Below are 23924 nucleotides of genomic sequence, written 5' to 3' on the forward strand. Positions count from 1 at the left end.
TTCAGATCACTCCAGATTTTAAGGGGACAAAGAAAACGCGATCGAGGCGCGACTCACGCCACTGCGCCGGCCCCGTGCGCTCGACGAGCGTCAGAACCTGCGTGGCTTCGCCAGCGCCGCCCGCCGCCCCCGATACGGCGACGGGCGCCACGAGCCGCCCGCCGATGGCGAGTTGCTCGCGCAGCGCCTGCGGCACGTCGAAGCCCGCGGCGGCGATCACGATCGCGTCGAACGGCGCCGCCGACGGCAAACCGAGCCGTCCGTCGCCGTAGTGCAAGCGGATATTCGGAATACGCAGCGGACGAAGATTCGTCTTCGCGCGCTCGTATAACGGCTTGATGCGTTCAATGGAATACACGTCGCGTGCAATCTGGCTCAGCACCGCCGCCTGATAGCCGCAACCGGTGCCGATTTCCAGCACGCGCTCCAGCACTCGGCCCGCGCCCGCCAGTTCGAGCATCCGCGCGACCACCGAAGGCTTCGAGATGGTCTGGTGATGACCGATCGGCAGCGCCGCGTCTTCGTAGGCCTGGGTAGCGAGGCCCGGGTCGACGAACATGTGACGCGGCACGGCCGCGAGTGCCTGAAGCACGCGCGCATCGGCGATGCCGTTTGCACGCAGCCGTTCGACCATGCGTTCGCGAACGCGTTCCGAAGTCAATGCGTGGGCGCCGTTGAGCGCAACGCCAGGTGCGCCCGTGACAGACGCCGCGGGGCGCGGCGCAGTTGCAGCGCCAGAGGGAACCGCGCGCGCCGACCCAACGTTGCCGGCCGCGAGCGTGGTCTTGATGGCAGTCGACGGCTTGGCGCCCGCCGCGACCGGCTTGGCGCTCGCCGGCTTGCCATTGACGGGCTTCGCAGGCGACGCTTTGAACGGCGCGTTTGCCGTGGACTTCGCAACGAGCGTTGCCCCTGGCTTCGCACCTGCGCCAGCGCCTGGCTTCGAAGGGCTCCCGTTGCCCGCGCCTGCCAGCGGCGTGCGCGCGTCGCCGGGCCGCGTGTCGTGCCTGCGCGTCTCACGCACGAGATCCGCGAGCCCAAGGGGAAAACGCTTCGTGCGCTCGCCCGTCATGAAGCGCTGCCGCCCTTGCGCGCCCAGTCGTGCGTCGCGGGGAGCATCTGTGTGTGGGTGAGATCGAGTTGCAGCGGCGTGATCGACACGTGGCCGTTCGATACCGCGTGGAAGTCCGTGCCCTCGCTTGCGTCGCGCGCGCTGCCCGACGGCCCGATCCAGTAGATCGGCTCGCCTCGCGGATTGGTCTCGCGGATCACGGGCTGCGAAGGATGACGCTTGCCGAGGCGCGTGACGCGCCATTCGCCAAGCTCGTCATACGGCAGGTTCGGAATGTTGACGTTCAGAAGCGGATGACCGGGCAGCGGATTCGCGAGGTAATGCGCGACGATCCCGGCCGCGACGCGCGCGGCGGAATCGAGATGCATCCAGTCCTTGTCGACCAGCGAGAACGCAATGGCCGGCACGCCGAACATGATGCCTTCGGTCGCCGCGGCCACCGTGCCCGAGTAGAGCGTGTCCTCGCCCATGTTCTGGCCGTTGTTGATGCCGGAGACCACGAGGTCGGGTTGGTGGTCGAGCATGCCCGTGAGCGCGATATGCACAGAATCGGTGGGCGTGCCGTTCACGTAGTAGAAGCCGGTCGTCGCGGAGCGCAGCACCGACAGCGGGCGCCACAGCGTAAGCGAGTTCGATGCAGCGCTGCAGTTCTGCTCGGGCGCCATCACGGTGACTTCGCCGAGCGGCTTGAGCGCTTCGTAGAGCGCGGCAAGGCCGGGGGCGAGATAACCGTCGTCGTTGCTGAGTAGTATTCGCATCGAGCGATTGTAACCGAGGAAAGAAGGCACGCGAACGACAGCCCGGCCCCGGCTGCGTGGCTACCCCGGACATCGGGTTCGCCCGCCGTTCCGCGGCACGTTCGCGTAAGCGATGCACTCCACCCGCAACAGCCCCGGCACCATAAATCGCACGATCGTTCGCGTCGAAGCGGATTGCCGTACACTGTTCCGCTGTAGCGAACCCAGGCTCGAAACGACCGAACGCAACCGAACCAGAAGATAAAGGAGACACGATGCGCGCAATCCGCTGCAACCAGTACGGCCCGCCCGACTCGCTCACGCTCGAAGAGCAGCCCGACCTCGTGCCCGGCGCGGGCCAGGTGGTGATCGACGTGAAGGCCGCAGCCGTCAATTTTCCCGACGTGCTCATCATCGAGAACAAGTATCAGATGAAGCCGCCGCTGCCCTTCACGCCCGGCGCCGAGCTTGCGGGCGTGGTGCGCGCCGCGGGCGAAGGCGTGAAGCTCGCACCCGGCACGCGCGTGGTGGCTTATGTGGGCACCGGCGCATTCGCCGAGCAGGCGCATGCCGATGCATCGGCATGCGTGGCGCTGCCCGAGGGCGCCGACTTCGCGACGGCCGCCGCCTTCACGCTGGCCTATGGCACGTCGCATCACGCCGTCGTCGATCGCGCCGCGTTGCGCGCAGGCGAGACGATGCTCGTGCTCGGCGCGGCGGGCGGCGTGGGCCTCGCGGCAGTGGAGATCGGCAAGGTCCTCGGCGCGCGCGTGATCGCCGCGGCGTCGAGCGAGGAAAAGCTCGAGGTGTGCCGCCGCTTCGGTGCCGATGCGACCATCAACTACAGCACCGAGGACTTGCGCGAGCGCATCAAGGCGCTCACCGGCGGCCAGGGCCCCGACGTGATCTACGACCCGGTGGGCGGCGAGTATGCGGAGCCTGCCTTTCGCAGCATCGGCTGGCGCGGGCGCTATCTCGTCGTGGGCTTCGCGAACGGCGAGATCCCGCGACTCCCGCTCAATCTCGCGCTGCTCAAGGGCGCGAGCCTCGTCGGCGTGTTCTGGGGAGATTTCGCGCGCCGCGAACCGCAGCACAATGCGGCGGCGTTCGCGCAGATGGTGGGCTGGATCGGCGAAGGCAAGCTCAAGCCTTATGTCTCGAAGCGCTACAAGCTCGCCGATACCGCGCAGGCGCTCAAGGACATGGCGTCGCGCAAGGTGACGGGCAAGATCGTGATCGAGCCCTGATCCCTTACTGCGAAGCGTGCAGCGATACCAAAACGGCTCGCGACGTGCGAGCCGTTTTGCCTGTCGAGCAGCGAAGCGAGTACGGCTGACGATACTGCCTCGAAGACACCCCGCTCATCGCGCCCAGCAGACCAGCACGAAGCCGCAGTGGAACGTCGTGAAGACGAACCGCCTTAGATAACTTGTTGCTCGCGCAACCGCGCGATGTGGTCTGCGTCATATCCCAGCGTCTGCAGGACTTCTTCCGTATGTTCACCGAGCGCGGGACCGAGCCAGCGCGTATCGCCCGGCGTGGCGGAGAGTTTGGGCGTGACCGAGGGCAGCGCGATGTCCACACCCTCGCCGTCCTTCGCACCCGGCGCCTGCCAGCGGAACTGCTGGATCATCTGGCGCGCCGCGAATTGCGGATCGGCGAACATGTCGGCCACACTGTAGATGCGGCCCACGGGCACATCGGCCGCGTTGAGCACGTCGAGTGCCTCGTCGATGGTGCGCGTGGAGAGCCATGCCGCGATCGCGCCGTCGATCTCCGCCGTGCGCGGCACGCGGCCGTCGTTGTGTGCGAGTTGCGCATCGTTGGCGAGATCCGCGCGGTCGATGGCCGTCATCAGGCGCTTGAAGATCGGATCGCTGTTGCCGCCGATCACGATGCTGCCGTCGCGGCACGGATAGGTGTTCGACGGCACGATGCCCGGCAGCGACGCGCCGGTGCGCTCGCGCACCATGCCGTACACGCCGTACTCAGGCACCACGCTCTCCATCATGTTGAACACGGCCTCGTAGAGCGCGACATCGACGATCTGGCCGCTGCCGCCGTTCATGTTGCGGTGATGCAGCGCCATCATCGCGCCGATCACGCCGTGCAACGCGGCAATCGAGTCGCCGATCGAAATGCCGATGCGCGGCGGCGGCAGGTCGGGATAACCGGTGATGTGGCGCAGGCCGCCCATCGATTCGGCGATCGCGCCGAAGCCCGGACGGTCGCGATACGGACCGGTCTGGCCGTACCCCGAAAGCCGCACCATCACGAGGCCGGGATTCTCTTTCGAAAGGACGTCGTAGCCGAGCCCGAGCTTTTCGAGCAGGCCGGGCCGGAAGTTCTCGATGACGATGTCGGCTTCCTTCGCGAGCCGCCGGACGATCTCCTTTCCCTCCTCGGCCTTGAGGTTCACCGTGACGGACTTCTTGTTGCGCGCCTGCACGGCCCACCAGAGCGACGTGCCCCCCGCCTCGGGATAGAGCTTGCGCCACTTGCGCAGCGGGTCGCCGCCCTTGGGATCTTCGATCTTGATGACCTCGGCGCCGAACTCGCCGAGAAAGCGCGCGGCGAACGGGCCGGCGATCAGCGTGCCGAGTTCGAGGACCTTGACGCCCGCGAGCGGACCCGCGCTTTTGGCGCCCGCTGCGTTCGCATGGGATTCGGGGGAAGCGGCTGCTGCGCTCATGGTGTCTCCTTTCGTTCTGTTGCCGAGGCGGCGCGGCTCGCAATGCGCCGCTATCGAGGCATCGCAAACGCTACATCGAGCGCCGGTCGAGCATGGCCCGCGCGATGGTGCCCGCGTCGACGTATTCGAGTTCGCCGCCAACCGGCACGCCGCGTGCGAGGCGCGTGACGGCGAGGCCGCGCGCCTTGAGCGTCTGGCCGAGATAATGGGCCGTCGCCTCGCCCTCGTTCGTGAAATTGGTTGCGAGCACCACTTCCTTGACGACGCCGTCCGACGCGCGCTTCACGAGCCGGTCGAAATGGATCTCTTTCGGTCCGATGCCGTCGAGCGGACTCAGATGCCCCATCAGCACGAAATACAGCCCGCGGTACGTCATGGTCTGCTCGAGCATGATCTGGTCGGCCGGCGTTTCGACGACGCACAGCAACGTCGGATCACGCTCCTCGTCGAGGCAAGTTTCGCACACCTGAGCTTCGGTGAAGGTATTGCACTTCTCGCAATGCTTCAGGTGCCCGGTTGCGAACAAGAGCGCGTTGCCGAGTTTTTGCGCGCCCTCGCGGTCGTGCTGCATCAGGTGGTAGGCCATGCGTTGCGCCGACTTCGGCCCGACGCCTGGCAACACGCGCAGCGCCTCCACGAGCGCAGCGAGAGCGGAAGGTTGTTTCATGCGGATTCAGCGCCGAACGCGCGAATGAGTTTGACGCGTAAGCGCCTTCTGGCCAGGTCCATCTGCTTCTGGCGCCTCGACGCCGGCGCGTGCACGACGCGCCGATCGCGGCCAGATTCACGCAAACGGGTACTGGCCCGTCCGAAGCCGGCCAGCGCCCGCACCGTGACTCAGAACGGCATCTTGAAGCCCGGCGGCAGCGGCAGACCGGCGGTCATGCCGCCCATCTTTTCCTGCGACGTGGCTTCGGCCTTGCGCACCGCGTCGTTGAACGCCGCGGCCACGAGGTCTTCGAGCATGTCCTTGTCGTCGGCGAGCAGGCTCGGATCGATCGACACGCGACGCACGTCGTTGCGGCAGGTCATCGTGACCTTGACGAGACCGGCGCCAGCCTGACCCTCGACTTCGATCTGGGCAAGCTGCTCCTGCATCTTCTTCATGTTTTCCTGCATCTGCTGGGCTTGCTTCATGAGCCCGGCGAGTTGGCCTTTCAACATAGTCACTGCTCCTTCTGTAGTCGTTCGAATCCATGCGCCCGAAAGCGCGCGACGCCCTCTCGCGCCGCGCGGCGCAAATCAGTGGGCGGATTGACTGCCGCCCGATGCGGCTTCTGGCGCGATCGGCCGGATCGAACCCGGCACGATGCTCGCGCCGAAGTCGCGAATCAGTTGCTGCACGAAGGGGTCGGCGCCGATCTCGCGCTCGGCTTCGCGTTGACGCTGCGCGCGCGCCGCGGCGTCGAGCGCGGCCGCTGTGCGGCGCGCCGGACCGACTTCCACGCTCACCTCGACCGGCTTGCCAAGGCGCTCGGCAAGCGCCGATTTGAGCTTCGCGACCTGCGAGGCTTCCGCGTACTGCGGCACCGGTACGCTGAGCTTGAGCAGCGTGCCTTCGAGCGCCGTCAGTTCGCTGTTGAAGGCGAGCTGGTACGAGATGCCCTTGAGCGAGAGCGTCGCGGCAAGCGCGGGCCAGTCGCCCGCGAAGCCGATCGGATCGAGCGCAATGCCCGGCGGCAGCTTGCTCACGTCGACCACGGCCGGTGAAGGCACCGGCGCCGAAGCGCTGGCGCGCGGCGCGGACGGCTCGCCGTCGTAAGCGGGCACGAAGCCGTCGTCGGGCGGCGCGAAGTAGGCGTCGTCGGCGCCGAGCGGCACGTAGTCGTCGGGCGGGATGTCGTCCCACGGCGGCGCACCGGAGGCGTCCTGCCGCGCATTCGGCTCGCGGGCCGGCTGGCGCACCTGCGCTTGCTGCGCAGCGGCGGCGCGGCGGGCGGGATCCGGCGTCGGCACCTTCACTTCGACGCGCGGCGCGGCCTTCGGCGCGGACGCGGGCGCAGCCGCCGCGCTCGCCGCGCCACCCGCTGCGCGGTTCGGGGAAACACGCATGCCCTTGCTGCGCAGCACGTCGAGCGCCGCGCTTGCGCCGCCACGAACAGACGTCGAGGCGGCTGCATCTTCGAGCGATTCGGGTTGCAGCGCGGGCGCGGCAGACTCCGCCTGAACCGCTTGCGGCTCTGCTGCAGGCGCGTCATCGATTGCGGGTCCGGCTTGCTCCGTGCGTGTGCCCGACGCGGTCTCACCCTCGTCTTCCCAAGGCGGGACGACCTTTGGTCCAGCAACGGCCATGGAAACCGGTGCGTCCGCGGCAGGCGACACAGTCGCATTGGCCGCCGTATCGGCGACGGTCGCCTTGACCGCCTGCGTTTCGACGGAGTTCGCCGCATTGAGCACGCTCGCGGCGCGCGGCGGCTCCGCTGCTTCGGCTCTGTGGACAAAAGCCTGGCCGGCCGGCGCCACAGTGCGTGCAGATGCCACCGCGGGAGCTGCTGCACGTGCCCCGGCACTCGCCGCGGCAGGCTTCGACGCGGGCGCGCTGCCCACGCTGCCCGCGCCCACGGAGGGCTCGAACGCGAGCATGCGCAAAAGCGTCATCGTGAAACCAGCGTATTCGTCGGGCGCGAGACCTATTTCGCTGCGGCCGAGCGTGGCGATCTGATAGAAAAGCTGGACCTGCTCCGGGCTCAAGGCTTGCGCAAAGCGGCGAATGTCGTCGGCTTCTGGCCACTCGTCGAGCACCGACGAAGGCGCGAACTGCGTCCAGCCGATACGGTGGAACAGGCTCGCGAGGTCCTGCAGCGCCGTGGAGAACGACAGGCTGCGCAGCGCCATTTCGTCGGCGATGGCCAGCACGCTCGCGCCGTCGCCGGCCACCAGCGCGTCGATGAGGCGGATCAGATAGCTCTGGTCGAGCGCGCCCAGCATGCCGCGGACCGCTTCTTCAGTGACCTGGTTGGCCGAATAGGCGATGGCCTGGTCGGTGAGCGAGAGCGCGTCGCGCATCGAGCCGTCTGCGGCGCGCGCGAGCAGGCGCAGCGCCTGCGTCTCGAACTCGACCTTCTCCTCGCCCAGGATGTGCGTGAGATGCTCGACGATGTTGCCCGCCGGCATCTGCTTCAGGTTGAACTGCAGACAGCGCGAAAGCACCGTAACCGGAATCTTCTGCGGATCGGTCGTCGCAAGGATGAACTTCACGTGCGGCGGCGGTTCTTCCAGCGTCTTCAGCATCGCGTTGAAGGCGTGGTTCGTGAGCATATGCACTTCGTCGATCATATAGACCTTGAAGCGCGCATCGACCGGCGCATAGACCGCGCGCTCGAGCAGCGCCGCCATTTCGTCGACGCCGCGATTGCTCGCCGCATCCATCTCGACATAATCGACAAAGCGCCCTTCGTCGATTTCCCGGCACGCACGGCATACGCCGCAGGGCTTGGACGTCACCCCAGTCTCACAGTTGAGCGCCTTGGCGAAGATGCGCGACAGCGTCGTCTTGCCCACGCCGCGCGTGCCAGTGAAGAGATACGCGTGGTGCAGGCGGCCGCCGTCGAGTGCATGCGTGAGCGCGCGCACCACGTGCTCCTGTCCGACGAGCGAAGCGAAATCCTTCGGTCGCCATTTGCGTGCGAGAACTTGATAGGTCATCCGGAAATTGTATCAGCAACACCCGCGCGCCCAGATGAATCAAAAGGCGGCGAACGGCTTGCCCGTGGCGGCTGCGGAACAGGGGGCACGAGCGACCGGGAGCGAGAAAGACCGCCCGAAACTGACGATCGCGACAAACTAGCGACAAACAAGCGACAAGCGAAGCATCGCGTCGCGCGCCAGATTGCGCGGCGTCGTAGCTGGGGAAAATACGGAAGAAAAAGAGGAAGGTGACGAGCCCGACCCTCGGCACTGGCGGAAAACGGCTGTGGCTGCTTCGTTCCCGACCTGACCAGGTTGACCGCCCCTCCATGCGAGGAGGCCCGTCACGGCGCATTCTAACATCGGTCGCGCCGCATTGCGACTCCGGCGGTGCCAAAAAGCGCGCCGAGCGGGTCACCGCATCTCGCACACGCTGCCCGGACGCATTCTTTGACGCTCTCTTGCAAAGGCCGGCTGCGCCATCAGATAGTGTTCGGGAGCACACGGTCTCGCGCGCAACGGTCGCGCCGAGGCGCCCGTCATATCCCTCGCATGCCCCGCCGAATGTGGCCTGGAGGACGGAAACCCTCCTTCCGGCATGAGTACTATCACCGTCGGCAACGCATAGGGATTTAGGCTACACTGGCGTCGGCAATCGGCTAAGCCGCGCGGTTTGCGCCCGAATGGCATGTGATTGGCATGGGGTGCGGCTTCGGCCTGGCCGCCCTCGCGGCCCCGGATGAATTTTCAGTTTTGGAGCATCGTGGCGAGCAATCTGCTCGGCCTCGAATCGAAAAGAGGTATTCATACAATGAGCGAACAAATCAAGCATATCAGCGACGCATCGTTCGAACAGGACGTCGTGAAATCCGACAAGCCCGTGCTGCTGGACTTCTGGGCCGAATGGTGCGGCCCGTGCAAGATGATCGCGCCGATTCTCGATGAAGTCGCGAAGGATTACGGCGATCGCCTGCAAATTGCGAAGATCAATGTCGACGAGCATCAGTCGACTCCGGTGAAGTTCGGCGTGCGCGGCATCCCCACGCTGATCCTCTTCAAGAACGGCGCCGTGGCGGCACAAAAAGTCGGTGCGCTCTCGAAGTCGCAACTCACCGCGTTCCTGGATAGCCACCTGTAACGGCCGTTTTTGCCGCCCTCACCTGCCCGGGCGCACTGCCCGGCCAGTCCACGCAGTCCGCGATGAGGCGAGCAACGCTGCGTGTTGTCACGCGACAACACGCACCCTGAAAACACGCGGAAACTTGCTGTCGGTCTACGCTGGCGGTTTCTGGCGTGTGCTATGCTAGAATTCATAAAGCGTCTACCGGCGCTCTTATAAAGCTTCAAGCAAAGTTCCAAGCAAAAGTCCTTGAGCGGTTCCGCTCGCTTCTTTTCCCCCAGACTTCTTTTCGTCGCACTCCTCCCCGACGGGTTCTCCGTATGCATCTTTCCGAGCTCAAGTCTCTGCACGTGTCCGAATTGATCGAGATGGCCAATGGCCTCGAGATCGAAAATGCGAACCGCCTGCGCAAGCAGGAACTCATGTTCGCGATTCTCAAAAAACGCGCCAAGACGGGCGAAACGATCTTCGGTGACGGCACGCTCGAAGTGCTGCCGGACGGCTTCGGCTTTTTGCGCTCGCCGGAAACCTCGTATCTCGCCAGCACGGACGATATCTACATCAGCCCGTCGCAGATCCGCCGCTTCAACCTGCACACCGGCGACACGATCGAAGGCGAGGTACGCACGCCGAAGGACGGCGAACGCTACTTCGCGCTCGTGAAGGTCGACAAGGTCAACGGCCAGCCGCCCGAGGCCTCGAAGCACAAGATCATGTTCGAGAATCTCACGCCGCTGCACCCGAACAAGGTGCTGCTGCTCGAGCGCGAGATGCGCGGCGAGGAGAACGTGACGGGTCGCATCATCGACATGATCGCCCCCATCGGCAAGGGTCAGCGCGGCCTGCTGGTCGCTTCTCCCAAGTCTGGCAAGACGGTGATGCTTCAGCACATCGCGCACGCCATCAAGCAGAACCACCCCGATGTGGTCCTCTTCGTGCTGCTGATCGACGAGCGTCCTGAAGAAGTGACGGAAATGCAGCGCTCGGTGGCCGGCGAAGTGATCGCCTCCACCTTCGACGAACCGGCCGCGCGTCACGTGCAGGTCGCCGAAATGGTGATCGAGAAGGCCAAGCGTCTCGTCGAAATGAAGCACGACGTCGTGATTCTGCTCGACTCGATCACGCGCCTCGCGCGTGCGTACAACACCGTTGTGCCCGCATCGGGCAAGGTGCTCACGGGCGGCGTGGACGCCAACGCGCTGCAACGTCCGAAGCGCTTCTTCGGCGCGGCGCGCAACATCGAGGAAGGCGGCTCGCTCACCATCATCGGCACCGCGCTGATCGAAACCGGCAGCCGCATGGACGACGTGATCTACGAAGAGTTCAAGGGCACCGGCAACATGGAAGTGCACCTCGAGCGCCGACTCGCGGAAAAGCGCGTCTATCCGTCGATCAACCTGAACAAGTCGGGCACGCGCCGCGAAGAACTGCTCATCAAGCCGGATATCCTCCAGAAGATCTGGGTGCTGCGCAAGTTCATCCACGACATGGATGAAGTCGAGGCCATGGAATTCCTGCTCGACAAGATCCGCCAGACGAAGAACAACTCCGAGTTCTTCGACATGATGCGCCGCGGCGGCTGATACCGTCGTCCCGGCTGGATTGACAACAAGACGCCCGCTGTTCGCGGGCGTTTTGCTTTTCCGGCGAGGGGCGCCGCGCGCCTCTCGCCCCCCCGCCACTGAAGCGTGGCTCATCCCGCCGCTGCCCCTGCGCGCCCTGCTGCTGTTCATTGCCCTGCCGATTGCCCATCTCACGTTCCACGTCTTCGCGATCGAGGAATGCACGGCTATCGCTTGAAAAACGTCGTCAGGCAGTTGACGATATCGTTCGACGGGCCGAGCTTTCCGAGCTCGTTCAACGCGGACAACCGCAAGCCTCCCCGAACATCTATCCGAAGCGATGCTCTCAAAACTCTCAAACTGGTTCGGCGCGCGCCGCCGCGAGAAGGCGCTGCGCACCTATGCGATCGACGACGCGCTCTGGAAGGCCACGCTCGCCGGCCTGCCGTTCCTCACGCATCTCGACGAAGCCGACCTTGTCCGCCTGCGCGAGATGACGAGTCTTTTCATCGCGCAGAAGGAGTTCTCGACTGCGCACGATCTCGTGCTCACCGACCCGATGACGGTGGCCATCGCCGCACAGGCGTCGCTGCCCGTGCTCAATCTTTCGCTCGATCTCTACAAGGGCTGGGTGGGGGTGATCGTGTATCCGGGCGAATTCGTGATCCGCAAGACCGTGGAGGACGAGGACGGCGTGGTGCACGAAGTCGAGCAGGATGCAAGCGGCGAGGCGTGGGAAGGCGGCCCTGTCATCCTGTCGTGGGAAGACGCGCAGATGACCGACGGCAGCGACGCCTACAACGTTGTGATCCACGAATTCGCACACAAGATCGACATGCTCAACGGCGAGCCGGACGGACACCCGCCCCTTTTTCGGCGCTGGCATGCGCCGCTCGACGCGCAGGCCTGGGCCGACGTGTTCGACAATGCCTACGACCAGTTCTGCGACAAGGTGGACGCCGTGCCGGAGCGCCGCTGGGCGCGTTTCGAGCGCGACTCGCTGATCGATCCCTATGCCGCCGATCACCCGTCGGAGTTCTTTGCGGTGTGTAGCGAGGCGCTGTTCGTCAAGCCGAAGGCGTTCGAGGCCGAATATCCCGAGCTTTACCGTCTGCTCGCGCGCTATTACCGCCAGGACCCGGCGCGCGTGGGCGCACTGGGCGCATAGTCACGCTGGGAAGCCAGCCTGAGCATCTGCCGGCAGCGCCGCAAAAAATCGCGAACCGGCTGATTTTCTGGCATAATCTCCTTTTTTCGACCTTGGGCAAGTGGCTCGCGCGAACGGTTTTTCGGCATGGTGCCGGGAGCACGCGGGTTGGCTACCGCCAGATTTGAGGAACAATCATGAAAGAAGGCATTCACCCGGATTACCGCGAAGTCCTGTTCGTCGACGTTTCGAACGACTTCAAGTTCGTGACCCGCTCGACCATCCAGACGCGCGAAACCGCCGAATTCAACGGCAAGACCTACCCGCTCGCCAAGATCGAAGTGTCGTCGGAATCGCATCCGTTCTACACGGGCACGCAAAAGATCATGGATACGGCCGGCCGTGTCGAGAAGTTCAACAAGAAGTTCGGCGCACGCGCCTCGGGCAAGGCCGCGAAGTAAATGCTTCGCCGCGCCGGCTGCTTGCCGGCCCCGCATTGGCAGGACTCAAAAGGGCAGCGTACGCTGCCCTTTTTTGTTGCTCGCGCCACCTTCGCGCGGCTCGGGCCACTCGCGGGTGCGACTGACTGCCCTGTTTCGCCTGTTTCTGCGAATTAGCCTGCTGCTCGTGCGATGACGCGCGATAGCCGGCCCGGCTAGAATGCCGGATTGCTCCGCGGGTACGGCCGGCCGTGCCGTCTGCCCCGCAAGCCTGCTTGCCCCTCTATGCGCACCCGCTCGCGCATACAGGGTTTATCCGTTTCCCTTCGCACTGCATGAAGCCAGCCATTCGACTGACCGCCTCCGCCACCAGCGCCTTGCCGCGCTGGCTGTTGCTGACCATCTGTATCGTCTTCGCGGCGTTCGGGCTCTTTGGACGCGATCCGTGGAAGAACGAGGACGCGGCGGGCTTCGGCGTGATGTGGACGATGGCGGGCGGCACCTCGCACGACTGGATGCTGCCGAACCTCGTCGGCAAGTACGTGACGGAGAACGGGCCGCTCGCCTACTGGCTGGGCGCCGCGTGCATCCGCCTGTTCGCGCCGTGGGTCGACGCGAGCAACGCCTCGCGCATCGCCACGGGCGTGTTGTTCTGTCTCGCGTGCGCGTTCGTCTGGTACAGCGCCTATCTGCTGGGCCGTCGTCCCGAAGTGCAGCCGTTCAAGTACGCGTTCGGCGGCGAGCCCGAGCCGCGCGACTACGGTCGCACGCTCGGCGACGGCGCCCTGCTCGTGCTGCTGGCGTGCTTTGGCCTTGCTGAGCGCGGCCACGAAACCACCCCGCAGCTCATGCAGTTCCTGGGCATCGCCATGCTCCTGTACGGCGTCGTGCGCGCCATCGACAAGCCGGTCCAGGGCGCGATCTGGTGGGGTGTCGCGCTGGGCGTCGTGATGTTGTCGAGCGGCCCCGTGCTCGTGGGCGCGCTCCTCATCGGCACGCTCGCCATGCTTGCCAGCGCGCCCGAAACGCGCTCGCGCTGGCTTCTCGTGGCGGGCCTGCCCGTCGCGCTCGCGATCTCGGCCTCGTGGCCTGTCGCCGCGCTGCACCTGTACCCCGACGACGCTGCCTGGTTCCTCAACCAGTGGGCGCGAACCAACGTCAACGCGTTCGCGGGGCCGCCGGGCTACGTACTGCGCTATGCGGCAAAGAACCTGCCGCTCTTCACGTGGCCCGCATGGCCGCTGGCGATATGGGCCTTCGTGAGCTGGGCCGGACTGCGCCGCAAGCCGCATATCGCGATCCCGCTCTCGGTGATCGTGCCGTTGCTCATTCTCGTGATCGTGCAGAGCCACGAGTCGAACCGGCTCTTCATGCTGGTGCTGCCCGCGCTTTCGGTGCTCGCGACCTTCGCGCTGCCCACGCTCAAGCGCGGCGCGATCAATGCGATCGACTGGTTCGCGGTGCTCAGCTTCACGATTCTCGGCACCTTCGTATGGCTCGTGTGGCTCGCGGGCATGACCGGATTTCCCGCACCGCTCGCACGCAATCTCGCGCGGCTCGCGCCCGGCTTCGTGCCGCAGTTCAAGATTCTCTCGTTCGCGTGCGCGGTGGCCGTCACCGTGTGCTGGATGGTTCTCGTGCAGTGGCGCGTGGCGCGCCATCCGAAGGTGCTGTGGCGCAGTGTCGTGCTGTCGAGCGGCGGCACCACGCTCATGTGGGTGCTGCTCATGACGCTGTGGCTGCCCGTCGTGAACTACAGCCGGACCTACAAGGACGTCGCCGAGCAGATCGCGGCGCACCTGCCCGCCGATTACCAGTGCATCTCCCCAGTGCGCCTCGGCGACGCGCAGATCGCCACCTTCGCCTATTTCGGCAGGATGCATTTCGCATTCGACGAGAACTGCGACGTGATCCTGCGCCAGGATACCCAGGACTACGGCGAGCCGAGCTCGATGCCTGACTACGAATGGAAGCTCGTGTGGGAAGGCCGCCGTGCCGCCGACCGCGACGAGCGCTTCCGCCTGTACGTGCGCATCGACCGTCCGAAGACGCCGCTCAAGAAGCCGCACGTCTGGCGCAAGCGCCCCGACTGAGGCCGCGGTGCCACCCTCACTCCTCGGCGACGTCCGGCGCATCGCTGCGCTCGCGTGGCCGGTGCTGATCGGCCAGCTCGCGATCATCGCCTTCGGCGTGATCGACACCGCGATGGTCGGCCGGTACTCGGCGCTCGATCTCGCGGCGCTCGGTCTGGGCTCGTCGATCTACGTCTCGGTTTATATCGCCCTCACCGGCATTCTCAGCGCGCTGCAGCCCGTCGCGGCTCAGCTCTATGGCGCGCGCAAGGACATCGAAATCGGCCTCGAAGTGCGCCAGGCATTCTGGCTAGCCCTCGTGCTGATGGCGCTCGGCTTCGCGGTCCTCTACTTTCCCGGCCCGCTGCTCGACCTCGCGCACGCACCAGAGGCGCTGCGCGAGCGCACGATCGGCTATCTGCGGCTGCTCTCGTTCGGGCTGCCCGCAGCGCTGGCTTTTCGGATCTACAGTTCGCTCGCCAATGCCGTAGGACGGCCGCGACTCGTGATGTTCCTGCAAGTCGGCGCGCTCGCGCTCAAGGTGCCGCTCAACACCTGGCTCATCTTCGGCGGTCTCGGCGTGCCGGCCCTCGGCGGCCCGGGCTGCGCGCTCGCGAGCACGTCGATCAACTGGGTGCTCGCCGTTTGCGCGGTGCTGGCGCTCACGCGCTTCGACGTGTTCGCGCCGTTCGAAATCTTCAGGCACTTCTGCTGGCCCGAGTGGAAGCGCCAGGCCGAATTGCTCAAGCTCGGCATTCCGATGGGGCTCTCGTACCTCATCGAGGTGACCTCGTACACGTTCATGGCGATCTTCATCGCGCGCATGGGAACGACCACGCTCGCCGGGCATCAGATCGCCGGGAACATCGGCGCGGTGCTCTACATGACGCCGCTTTCCATCGGCGTCGCGACTTCGACGCTGGTCGCCCAGGCGCTGGGCGGCAATCGCCCGGCCGAGGCTCGCACCCTCGCGAGGCACGGCGTGGCGACGGCCGTGGCGATCGCCTGCTGCTACGGCGCGATTGTGTTCGTGCTTCGGCCACTCGTCATCGGCGGGTATACGCCCGACCCCACGGTGGTGGCCGCGGCCATGCCGCTCGTCGCCATCGTCACCTGCTATCACGTCTTCGACGCGCTGCAGATCACCACGGCCTTTGCCTTGCGTGCCTACAAGGTCGCGGTCGTGCCGACCCTCATCTATGCGGTCGCATTGTGGGGCGTGGGGCTCGGCGGCGGCTATGCACTGGGTTTCGACGTGACGGGCACGATACCCGTCTGGGCGACGGGCGCGCGCGGTTTCTGGCTCGCCAACCTGGCGAGCCTCCTGATGGCCGGTGCTGGACTCCTGCTTTATCTCTCGCGCGTGAGTGCGTGGCATCTGCGTCGGGGCGGATAGCCGGCGGGTGTCACTCGATGGCGCGAGACAGGATGGCAGTTAGTTGCAATCCCCCCTCACCGCGGCAAGGCCTGCCGCGCCGCCTGCACCGTCTGCGCCGCGTGATACGACGAGCGCACGAGAGGCCCGGCCACGACCTCGCTGAAGCCCATCGCGAGGCCCTCATTGCGCAACGCCGCGAATTCGTCGGGATGCACGTAACGTTTCACCGGCAAGTGAAACCGGGACGGCGCGAGATACTGCCCAATCGTTAGCACATCTACGCGATGGCCACGCAAATCACGCATCGTCGCGAGCAACTCCCCATTGGTTTCGCCCAGCCCAACCATTAACCCTGACTTCGTGACGAGCGCGCCGTTCGCCGCTTTCGCGCGCGCCAGCAGATCGAGCGAGCCGCAATAATCTGCGCCCGGCCGCGCGGCGCGATAAAGCGAAGGCACGGTCTCGACGTTGTGGTTGAACACGTCAGGCCACGCGAGCGAAAGTGCCTCGATGGCACGCTGGATGCGGCCGCGAAAATCGGGCGTCAGCACCTCGACGCCGATGCCCGGCACGCACTCGCGCACCCGTGCGATGCAACGTGCGAAATGCGCCGCGCCCCCATCGCGCAAGTCGTCGCGATCGACCGACGTAATCACCACGTGACGCAAACCCAGCGCCCCAACTGCCGCCGCGAGATGCGCAGGCTCCTCCTCATCGAGCGGCGCGGGCCGCCCGTGCGCGACGTCGCAGAACGGACAGCGCCGCGTGCACAGCCCGCCCATGATCATGAATGTCGCCGTGCGCTGCGCAAAGCATTCGCCGATGTTCGGGCACATCGCTTCTTCGCACACCGAATGAAGCCGGTGTTCGCGCAAGACGGCCGCCACGCCCGCGACAGTCTCGCTCATGAGCGGGCGGGCGCGCAGCCAGGCAGGCTTCGGCAAGACCGCGTCCGTGCCGGAGGTTGGCACGATCTTCACCGGAATCCGCGCGAGCTTCTCGCGGCTGCGCAAGCCCTCCTGGCCCAGCGCCGTACTGGACGATCGAGACGTATGAGACGTAGCGGCCTCCATGCTCAGGCTCCTTCGTCGAGGAAGGCCTTGAGCAGGCGATTGACCTCCTGCGCAGCCTCCATCTGCACCATGTGCCCCTTGCCCGGGATCATCTCCACGTGCACCTGCGAAGGCAGCCCCTGCGCATGGCGCGCCGGGATGATCTGGTCGGCCTCCCCCCAGATCACGAGCGTGCGCGGAGCGAGCGAGGCGAGGCGCTCGCGGAAGACATGCCGCTGCGCGCCGCCCGCGAACGCCTGCCCCGCGATCATGCCGAGCGCGGCCTGCACGCCTTCTAGCCGCTTGTACTTCACGAGGTCCTCGACCAGCTGACGCGTGACCAGCGCGGGATCGGCGAACAGTTTCGTCACATGCGGCTTGAGCGCATTGCGGTTTGCCGCCGTGACGAAGCCCTCGATGTACGCCCCGTCGATCTCGCCGCCAAGGCCGGCGCTCGAGATCAGCGCGAGCGAGGCCACACGCTGCTGCGCGCTCTCGGCCACCGCCATGGCCACCGCGCCGCCCAGCGAGTGCCCAACGAGATGCGCGCGGTCGATCTTCTGCGCGTCGAGAAATGCAATCACGCTCTGCGCAAGCTCGTCGAGGCTCCCGCTCTCGACGGCCTTGCCCGATTCACCGTGGCCCGGCAGATCGAGTGCCCAGACGGTGCGCTCCGCCGCCAGATCAGTGTGATTGAAGAGCCAGTTGTTGAGATCGCCGCCAAAGCCGTGGATCAGGACGACGGGCACGCCCTCGGCTTCTCCCTGCTTCAGGTAGCGCAGGGTCCTGCCGCCGATCTGCATCTTCTCCGGCTGCGGTCCCGCGTCGGCATCGCCTGCCTGCGCCGGCACGAAGTCGCGCTGGAATTCGGCCACTGCGGCGTCGATATCGGCGTCGGCCGCTTCGGCATCGGCTACCACGCCCAGCAGCGCACCGACCGGGAGGGTGTCGCCCTCTTTGGCGATCTGCCGTCGCAACACGCCCTCGAATGCACACTCGACCCCCGAGGCGATCTTGTCCGATTCGACGTCGAGCAGTTCATCGCCCTTGGTGACCGTCTCGCCTGGCGACTTGAGCCACCCGTTCACCTGGCCCTGCTCCATCGAAAGGCCCCATTTGGGCATCGTGATCATGTGGATCGGCATGACTTCAGCTCCTTGCAGCGCGCGCGGCTTCGGCGATCTTTTCCGCCGACGGGATATAGAGATCTTCGAGCGACGCCGCGAACGGCACCGGCGTGTGCGGCGCCGTGACCATGCCGACCGGAGCCTTGAGCGCACTGAACGCCTTTTGCCCGACGAGGGCGGCAATGTCCGTCGCGATCGAGCAGCGCGGATTCGCTTCGTCGACGACGACGACCCGGCCCGTGCGGCGCGCGCTTTCGAGGATCGTCTCCTCGTCGAGCGGTGAGGTCGTGCGCAGGTCGATCACGTCTGCCTCGATGCCGTCTTTCGCGAGCTTCTGTGCGGCGTCGAGCGCGTAGTGGACCATTCGTCCATACGTGACGATCGTGATGTCGTCGCCGTCGCGCACGATGTTGGCTTCGCCAAACGGAATCGAATAGGATTCCTCCGGAACGTCACCTTCCATCGTGTAGAGCAGCTTATGCTCGCAGAAAATGACCGGGTCGTTGTCGCGAATGGCCTCGATCATGAGGCCTTTTGCGTCATAGGGCGTGGCCGGGCACACGACCTTGAGCCCCGGAATATGCGTAAAGAGCGAGGTCAGCATCTGCGAATGCTGTGCCGCGGCGCGCAGTCCCGCACCGTACATGGTGCGGATCACAACCGGCGTGACCGCCTTGCCGCCGAACATGTAGCGGAACTTCGCCGCCTGGTTGAAGATCTGGTCGAAGCACACGCCCATGAAGTCGATGAACATCAACTCCGCCACCGGCCGCATGCCGCACGCCGCCGCGCCCACGGCCGCGCCGATGAAGCCGCCCTCCGAGAGCGGCGTATCGAGCACGCGCCCCGGAAACTTGCCGTACAGCCCCTTCGTCACGCCGAGGACGCCGCCCCACGCGTCCTGCTCGCCCGGCGCGCCTGCGCCGCCCGCATTGTCCTCGCCCATCACGATCACGCTCTCGTCGCGCCCCATCTCCTGGGCAAGCGCTTCGTTGATCGCCTGCGAATAGGTGATTTTCCGTGCCATTTCCGTCTCCTTATTGATATGGGATCCTGATTACCTGAGCAGGCAGCGCTCAGGGATATGAAACGTACACGTCGGTGAGCAGCGCGTCGGCCGGCGGCAGCGGTGCGGCCTTGGCCTGCGCGACCGCATCATCGATCAGTTGCTTCACTTCGGCATCCACCTTGCGCAGATCGTCGCTGCTCGCGAGTTCGGCGCGCATCACTCGCTCCTCGAAACGCTTGAGGCAATCCTTTTCCTCGCGCAGTTTCTGCACTTCGCCGGGCGCGCGATAGGTCTGCGCGTCGCCCTCGAAGTGGCCGAAATAGCGCGAAAGCTTCATTTCCACGAGCGTCGGCCCGCCGCCGCTACGCGCTCGCGCGATGGCTTCACCCAGCGCCTCGTGCACGGCAAAGAAGTCGAAGCCGTCGACGATCACGCCCGGCATGCCAAAGCCGTTCGCGCGGTCTGCGATGTTGTCGGCCGCGACCGACCAGGTGGACGACGTCGCCTCGGCATAACCGTTGTTTTCCGCGACGAAGATCACCGGCAGGCGCCACACCGAGGCCAGGTTCATCGACTCGAAGATCACACCCTGGTTCGATGCGCCATCGCCGAAGAAGCACACGCCCACGCCGCCGGTCTTCTTCTGTTTGGCGGCGAGCGCCGCACCGCAGGTCAGGGGACCTCCCGCGCCGACGATGCCGTTTGCGCCCAGCATGCCTTTCGACAGGTCGGCGATGTGCATCGAGCCGCCTTTGCCGCGGCATGAGCCCGTGGCCCGGCCATAGATCTCGGCCATCATTTCGCGCACGTCCACGCCCTTCGCGATGCAATGGCCGTGCCCCCGGTGCGTGGTGGCTACGTAGTCGGTATCGTTCAGATGGCTCATAGTGCCGACGGCGGACGCCTCCTCGCCCGCATAGAGGTGCACGAAGCCCGGAATGTCGCCGGTCGCGAACTCGACGTGCAGCCGCTCCTCGAATTCGCGGATCGTGCGCATCGAGCGATACGCGGTTAGCAACTGCTCCTTGTTCAACTGAATAGACATGGTTGTCTCCTGTGGGTATGCCTGCTGGTGGAAGTGCATCTGCGCCTGATGGAAAGCGAAACCACCTCGTCTCCTTCTGTTGACTACGCGTTGGGGAACCGCGCCCGGCCGCTACACGCTTGCGGCGGCCTCGCGCAACAGTTGATGCGACGCCGCGTATCGCAGCGTGCGCGCGACGTCGACGGTCAATGGGCCCTGCCAGTCGAGTGTCACTTCGTAGCGGTCGCCGCGCGCCGGTTCGATCTCGCGCTCGCCGTCGAACGCGAGCGTGCCGTGGCCGGCTTCCAGCGGCAGCGCCACGCCGACTTCGAGGCGCTGACAGGTGCGCATCGTCAGTCGCGCAACGCGTCCTGGCGCGATCGGCGCAAGCAGCGGAACGCCCGCAGTCGCCCCCGCGGGGGCACCTGGCTCGGCGAAGGTCATGTGCAGCCCATGCGACGCATCTCGCCCGACCGGTGCCCATGCCCCGCCGATCGACGAAAGCCCGATGCCGTCGGACGGGGCGAAGGCGAGGAAAAGTGATTCGATATCCGAACTTTCCGATATCGCGCGCGCACCGATGAACGGCTGACGCGCCACGCAAATATCGACCAGCGCGAGTTCTTCGCGCCCGCGCGATGGTCCGTCGACGCAACGCGCGACGAGCCGCTTGTTGCGCGCGAGCGCCGCCTCGGCCGGCACCGCGCCCGTCGCGACGAGCGCACCGGCGAGCCCCGCGACGGTGGCTTCGCGCAATTCGGGAAACGCATTGTTGGTGCCGGTGGAAAGCGCAAGCAGCGGCGTCTCGCCGCAATGCGCCGCGACCGCGCGGTGGGTGCCGTCGCCGCCCAGGACCGCGATGAGCGCGACTTCCTCGCGCACCATGTGATCGACGCCGGCGTGCGTATCGGCCACGCTCTCGCTCACCGGCAAATCGATGAACTCGACCTCGGGCCAGCGCTCGTGCGTGGCAATGGCGGCGTGGGTCTCGATCGCACGCAGCAGCAGCGCGGCCACGCCGGTGTTGTCGCGCAGCGCGAGCACGCGCGCGACGCCAAGCGCGCCCAGACCCGCGAGCAGGCGCACGACCATGTTCGCCTTCTCCGCCGTGGGAAAGACGGATGCATGGGAGGTCAGACGGCGGATGTCGCGGCCCGATGCGGGATTCGCGATCACGCCTACGGTCACGGGCGTCGTCACGGGGTTTGTCTCCTTGGCGTCGCACGCTGAGATGCCGCGCTCCGCTTTTGCCCATCGACTCTGCAAGCGTCATGCCAATGATCTTCGAGACAACGCGTGAACGTGCAGAAGTCCGCGTGACGGGGCTCACCGGCCACTGCGCACGACCGCGCCAGCACCGCTCTAGGTTCGCGGTGCGTCTCACGGGCCGTCTCGCGCGCGCAAAGCACTGGATGCGCCGTGGCCGCTTCACCCGAACGAAAACGGGCAGAGCCCCGCGCAGCCTGCCCGAGCGGCGTCCCGACCCGTGCTCGAACGCGATACGCCGCGGGATGAGACGATTGTCTCAACCGTCTCGCATGCTGCGCTGCGGTGTGATCGAGCGCAAAGGATGTGCTACAAAAGACTCCCGCCGAACGCTTTCCGGTCCGACGTGACGTTATCTCGCCGTTTTTGCGACCGTTGTCCGCCAGCCACCGTCTGGAACCGCTCATGCCCTATGCCCTTGCGTCTACCCGGCACGCCGAGCGCGTGCGTGGCGCCGTAGAAGGCCGGCTCCCCGCGCCTTCCGGTTCACCGCGCCTCGTCTCGTCGTGGCAGCGCTCGTTCGAGCGCTATCAGCTCGATCCCGGCTCGGTGATCGGCCCGCGCGTGCTGAGCGCCGCCGAGCTGCGCGAGATCCGCGATCGCGAGGAGTCCTTCCTGCGCGCCTCGGGCCAATGCCTCACGCGTTTGCACGACATGGTGCGCGAGGCCGACTACTGCGTGATGCTGACCGACGGTCACGGCGTGACCATCGACTACCGCATCGACCGCGAGCGCCGCAACGACTTCAAGCACGCGGGGCTCTACATCGGCTCCTGCTGGTCGGAGAGCGAGGAAGGCACCTGCGGCATCGCCAGCGTGCTGACCGATCTCGCGCCCATCACCGTGCACAAGACCGATCATTTCCGCGCCGCGTTCACCACGCTCACCTGCAGCGCCGCACCGATCTTCGCGCCGGGCGGCGAGCTGATCGGCGTGCTCGACGCTTCGGCCGTGCACTCGCCCGACAATCGCGAGAGCCAGCGCATCGTCAACCAGCTCGTGCGACAGAGCGCGACGCTCATCGAGGACGGCTATTTCCTGCATCGCCTGGCGTCGTGCTGGATCCTCTTTGGGCACCAGAACCGCAATTACGTCGAAGCGCAGCCCGAAATGCTGATCGCCTTCGATGAGATGGGCAACGTGGTCGCCGCCAACCGGCGCGCGCGCGAATGCATTCCGTGCCTCGACGGCCCTCGCCATATCGACGAGATCTTCGATTCGTCGCATGTGCATTTGCGCGACATCGGGCGCATCGAGACCATCGCGGCGCTGCGTCTGCGCGCGAACGGCTCGATGCTTTACGCGCGCATTCGCGCGCCGCTCGGATCTGGCGGACACAGCGGACACAGTGGACACAGCGGACATGGCGGGCACGGCGCGGCACATGCCGCGATGCCGCTGCGGCGCGAATCCGCGACCAACGCGCAGGAATACGATCGCAGCGCGCTCGGCCCCTTCCTGCGCAGCGCCGACGCACGCGTGGCCGAAAACGCCCGCATCGCGCAACGTGTGGCAGGCAAGCGCCTGCCCATCCTGCTGCTCGGCGAAACGGGCGCGGGCAAGGAAGTGTTCGCACGCGCGATGCACGACGCAGGCGCACGAAGCAACCGGGCTTTCATCGCGGTGAACTGCGGCGCGCTGCCCGAATCGCTGATCGAAAGCGAGCTGTTCGGCTATGCGCCGGGCGCCTTCACCGGCGCGCGCCGCCACGGTGCGCGCGGCAAGATCGCGATGGCCGACGGCGGCACGCTCTTCCTCGACGAAATCGGCGATATGCCGCTCGCGCTGCAGACTCGCCTCCTGCGCGTGCTCGCGGAAGGCGAGGTGCTTCCGCTCGGCGCCGAAGCGCCGCTGCGCGTCGATGTCGACGTGATCTGCGCGACGCACCGGGACCTTGCGCAAATGGCCAGATCTGGGGCGTTCCGCGAGGATCTCTACTATCGTTTGAGCGGCGCGGTGCTCACGCTGCCGCCGCTGCGCGAGCGCCGTGACATCGCGACGCTCATCGACACCGTGTTCGCAGAAGAAGCACAGGCCGCCGGCCGCCCGCTCGCACTCGATGCCACGCTCGCCGCGCGGCTCGCCGCGTTCGCGTGGCCCGGCAATCTGCGGCAACTGCGCAATGCGATGCGCTACGCATGCGCCGTTTGCGACACGGTGCGGGTCGAGGCACGGCACCTGAGCGCGGATCTCGCCGAAAACCTGCCCGCGCTCGCGCCGACAGCCGCGGCATACGCGCGTCCCGCCGCGCCGCTCTCGCCGGAGGTCGAGCGTGAGCGCATCATCGCGGCGCTCACGGCGCACCGCTGGCGACCCAACGCGGCCGCGCAGGCGCTGGGCATCTCGCGCGCGACGCTGTACCGGCGCATTGCGAAGCTCGGCATCGCCGGGCCGCACCGCGCCTGAGACGGATTGCGCGGACAGCGCCGTCTCGCCCGCCACGGCTTTCAGCGGATTTCGCGTCGCCGGAATGCATAAACCATTAAATATTGTGCGGCGCGATTTACTTGCCACGAATCGGCCGGTATAACTCGATCGCGCCCGAATCACGGATACGCCAACTGTCCTATTCTTTTATCGCAGCCTTCCTGGCTGGATG

At 66.1% G+C, this 23924-nt stretch carries 19 protein-coding genes, 1 other RNA gene and 1 pseudogene; 9 read left to right on the plus strand and 12 right to left on the minus strand.

What is annotated here, in order from left to right; translation table 11 throughout:
• Position 1 precedes the first annotated feature (1 nt).
• Complete coding sequence (locus VSR34_RS00510) at positions 2-1072, minus strand: protein-L-isoaspartate(D-aspartate) O-methyltransferase (protein WP_028230454.1); 1071 nt, start codon at positions 1070-1072, stop codon at positions 2-4.
• Positions 1069-1830 carry a 5'/3'-nucleotidase SurE gene (gene surE, locus VSR34_RS00515; protein ID WP_028209912.1) on the minus strand — a complete coding sequence of 254 codons (762 nt, stop codon included), beginning with the start codon at positions 1828-1830 and terminating at the stop codon, positions 1069-1071. The genes VSR34_RS00510 and surE overlap by 4 nt, the downstream gene beginning before the upstream one ends.
• A 254-nt stretch (positions 1831-2084) precedes the next feature.
• On the opposite strand from surE, the gene VSR34_RS00520 reads away from it, so the two are divergent.
• A complete protein-coding gene (locus VSR34_RS00520) occupies positions 2085-3056 on the plus strand; it encodes an NADPH:quinone oxidoreductase family protein (protein WP_342961595.1) in 972 nt (323 codons plus the stop codon).
• 173 nt (positions 3057-3229) lie between these two features.
• Here VSR34_RS00520 and VSR34_RS00525 read toward each other — a convergent pair whose 3' ends face one another.
• From VSR34_RS00525 to ffs, 5 genes are all read right to left on the minus strand, one after another.
• Entirely contained in the window at positions 3230-4501 is a 1272-nt protein-coding gene (locus VSR34_RS00525) for a CaiB/BaiF CoA-transferase family protein (protein WP_028209914.1), read from the minus strand.
• A 70-nt stretch (positions 4502-4571) separates the two neighbouring features.
• Positions 4572-5168 (minus strand): recombination mediator RecR, encoded by a 597-nt coding sequence (recR, locus tag VSR34_RS00530; RefSeq protein WP_028209915.1) that lies wholly within the window; start codon positions 5166-5168, stop codon positions 4572-4574.
• Between the two features lie 170 nt (positions 5169-5338).
• A complete protein-coding gene (locus VSR34_RS00535; RefSeq protein ID WP_028204938.1) occupies positions 5339-5665 on the minus strand; it encodes a YbaB/EbfC family nucleoid-associated protein in 327 nt (108 codons plus the stop codon).
• A gap of 78 nt (positions 5666-5743) precedes the next feature.
• Positions 5744-8146, minus strand: coding sequence for a DNA polymerase III subunit gamma/tau (locus VSR34_RS00540; RefSeq protein ID WP_342961596.1), 2403 nt, complete (start codon positions 8144-8146; stop codon positions 5744-5746).
• Between the two features lie 229 nt (positions 8147-8375).
• Positions 8376-8474: signal recognition particle sRNA small type (gene ffs / locus VSR34_RS00545), an RNA gene on the minus strand.
• A 465-nt stretch (positions 8475-8939) separates the two neighbouring features.
• On the opposite strand from ffs, the gene trxA reads away from it, so the two are divergent.
• From trxA to VSR34_RS00580, 7 genes and pseudogenes are all read left to right on the plus strand, one after another.
• Entirely contained in the window at positions 8940-9266 is a 327-nt protein-coding gene (gene trxA / locus VSR34_RS00550) for a thioredoxin TrxA (protein WP_027797264.1), read from the plus strand.
• A 302-nt stretch (positions 9267-9568) separates the two neighbouring features.
• On the plus strand, positions 9569-10831 hold the full coding sequence (rho, locus tag VSR34_RS00555; RefSeq protein ID WP_027818379.1) for a transcription termination factor Rho: 1263 nt from the start codon (positions 9569-9571) through the stop codon (positions 10829-10831).
• 100 nt (positions 10832-10931) lie between these two features.
• A pseudogene (locus VSR34_RS00560) lies at positions 10932-11080 on the plus strand (MFS transporter); the annotation flags it as partial.
• Positions 11081-11150: 70 nt separating this feature from the next.
• Complete coding sequence (locus tag VSR34_RS00565) at positions 11151-11978, plus strand: M90 family metallopeptidase (RefSeq protein WP_028209917.1); 828 nt, start codon at positions 11151-11153, stop codon at positions 11976-11978.
• A 176-nt stretch (positions 11979-12154) separates the two neighbouring features.
• A complete protein-coding gene (locus VSR34_RS00570) occupies positions 12155-12418 on the plus strand; it encodes a type B 50S ribosomal protein L31 (protein ID WP_028209918.1) in 264 nt (87 codons plus the stop codon).
• A gap of 314 nt (positions 12419-12732) precedes the next feature.
• On the plus strand, positions 12733-14490 hold the full coding sequence (locus tag VSR34_RS00575) for a UDP phosphate-alpha-4-amino-4-deoxy-L-arabinose arabinosyl transferase (RefSeq protein ID WP_028209919.1): 1758 nt from the start codon (positions 12733-12735) through the stop codon (positions 14488-14490).
• Positions 14491-14497: 7 nt separating this feature from the next.
• Complete coding sequence (locus VSR34_RS00580) at positions 14498-15865, plus strand: MATE family efflux transporter (RefSeq protein ID WP_028209920.1); 1368 nt, start codon at positions 14498-14500, stop codon at positions 15863-15865.
• 56 nt (positions 15866-15921) lie between these two features.
• Here VSR34_RS00580 and lipA read toward each other — a convergent pair whose 3' ends face one another.
• From lipA to VSR34_RS00605, 5 genes are all read right to left on the minus strand, one after another.
• On the minus strand, positions 15922-16920 hold the full coding sequence (gene lipA / locus VSR34_RS00585) for a lipoyl synthase (protein ID WP_028209921.1): 999 nt from the start codon (positions 16918-16920) through the stop codon (positions 15922-15924).
• A gap of 2 nt (positions 16921-16922) precedes the next feature.
• On the minus strand, positions 16923-18044 hold the full coding sequence (locus tag VSR34_RS00590; protein WP_028209922.1) for an acetoin dehydrogenase dihydrolipoyllysine-residue acetyltransferase subunit: 1122 nt from the start codon (positions 18042-18044) through the stop codon (positions 16923-16925).
• A 4-nt stretch (positions 18045-18048) separates the two neighbouring features.
• Positions 18049-19053, minus strand: a complete 1005-nt coding sequence (locus VSR34_RS00595) for an alpha-ketoacid dehydrogenase subunit beta (protein ID WP_028209923.1) — start codon at positions 19051-19053, stop codon at positions 18049-18051.
• 49 nt (positions 19054-19102) lie between these two features.
• Positions 19103-20080 carry a thiamine pyrophosphate-dependent dehydrogenase E1 component subunit alpha gene (locus tag VSR34_RS00600; protein ID WP_028209924.1) on the minus strand — a complete coding sequence of 326 codons (978 nt, stop codon included), beginning with the start codon at positions 20078-20080 and terminating at the stop codon, positions 19103-19105.
• A 111-nt stretch (positions 20081-20191) separates the two neighbouring features.
• Positions 20192-21259, minus strand: a complete 1068-nt coding sequence (locus VSR34_RS00605) for an NAD(+)/NADH kinase (RefSeq protein ID WP_028209925.1) — start codon at positions 21257-21259, stop codon at positions 20192-20194.
• Between the two features lie 471 nt (positions 21260-21730).
• Between VSR34_RS00605 and VSR34_RS00610 the strand changes: the two genes are divergently transcribed.
• Positions 21731-23731, plus strand: coding sequence for a sigma-54-dependent Fis family transcriptional regulator (locus tag VSR34_RS00610; RefSeq protein ID WP_342961597.1), 2001 nt, complete (start codon positions 21731-21733; stop codon positions 23729-23731).
• Positions 23732-23924: the final 193 nt, after the last annotated feature.

The sequence above is a fragment of the Paraburkholderia sp. JHI2823 genome (assembly GCF_038900695.1).
Lineage (GTDB): Bacteria > Pseudomonadota > Gammaproteobacteria > Burkholderiales > Burkholderiaceae > Paraburkholderia > Paraburkholderia mimosarum.

Coding starts and splice junctions, on each gene's coding strand:
- VSR34_RS00510 (WP_028230454.1), bottom strand. CDS start 1,072: ATGACGGGCGAGCGCACGAAGCGTTTTCCCCTTGGGCTCGCGGATCTC.
- surE (WP_028209912.1), bottom strand. CDS start 1,830: ATGCGAATACTACTCAGCAACGACGACGGTTATCTCGCCCCCGGCCTT.
- VSR34_RS00520 (WP_342961595.1), top strand. CDS start 2,085: ATGCGCGCAATCCGCTGCAACCAGTACGGCCCGCCCGACTCGCTCACG.
- VSR34_RS00525 (WP_028209914.1), bottom strand. CDS start 4,501: ATGAGCGCAGCAGCCGCTTCCCCCGAATCCCATGCGAACGCAGCGGGC.
- recR (WP_028209915.1), bottom strand. CDS start 5,168: ATGAAACAACCTTCCGCTCTCGCTGCGCTCGTGGAGGCGCTGCGCGTG.
- VSR34_RS00535 (WP_028204938.1), bottom strand. CDS start 5,665: ATGTTGAAAGGCCAACTCGCCGGGCTCATGAAGCAAGCCCAGCAGATG.
- VSR34_RS00540 (WP_342961596.1), bottom strand. CDS start 8,146: ATGACCTATCAAGTTCTCGCACGCAAATGGCGACCGAAGGATTTCGCT.
- trxA (WP_027797264.1), top strand. CDS start 8,940: ATGAGCGAACAAATCAAGCATATCAGCGACGCATCGTTCGAACAGGAC.
- rho (WP_027818379.1), top strand. CDS start 9,569: ATGCATCTTTCCGAGCTCAAGTCTCTGCACGTGTCCGAATTGATCGAG.
- VSR34_RS00565 (WP_028209917.1), top strand. CDS start 11,151: ATGCTCTCAAAACTCTCAAACTGGTTCGGCGCGCGCCGCCGCGAGAAG.
- VSR34_RS00570 (WP_028209918.1), top strand. CDS start 12,155: ATGAAAGAAGGCATTCACCCGGATTACCGCGAAGTCCTGTTCGTCGAC.
- VSR34_RS00575 (WP_028209919.1), top strand. CDS start 12,733: ATGAAGCCAGCCATTCGACTGACCGCCTCCGCCACCAGCGCCTTGCCG.
- lipA (WP_028209921.1), bottom strand. CDS start 16,920: ATGGAGGCCGCTACGTCTCATACGTCTCGATCGTCCAGTACGGCGCTG.
- VSR34_RS00590 (WP_028209922.1), bottom strand. CDS start 18,044: ATGCCGATCCACATGATCACGATGCCCAAATGGGGCCTTTCGATGGAG.
- VSR34_RS00595 (WP_028209923.1), bottom strand. CDS start 19,053: ATGGCACGGAAAATCACCTATTCGCAGGCGATCAACGAAGCGCTTGCC.
- VSR34_RS00600 (WP_028209924.1), bottom strand. CDS start 20,080: ATGTCTATTCAGTTGAACAAGGAGCAGTTGCTAACCGCGTATCGCTCG.
- VSR34_RS00610 (WP_342961597.1), top strand. CDS start 21,731: ATGCCCTATGCCCTTGCGTCTACCCGGCACGCCGAGCGCGTGCGTGGC.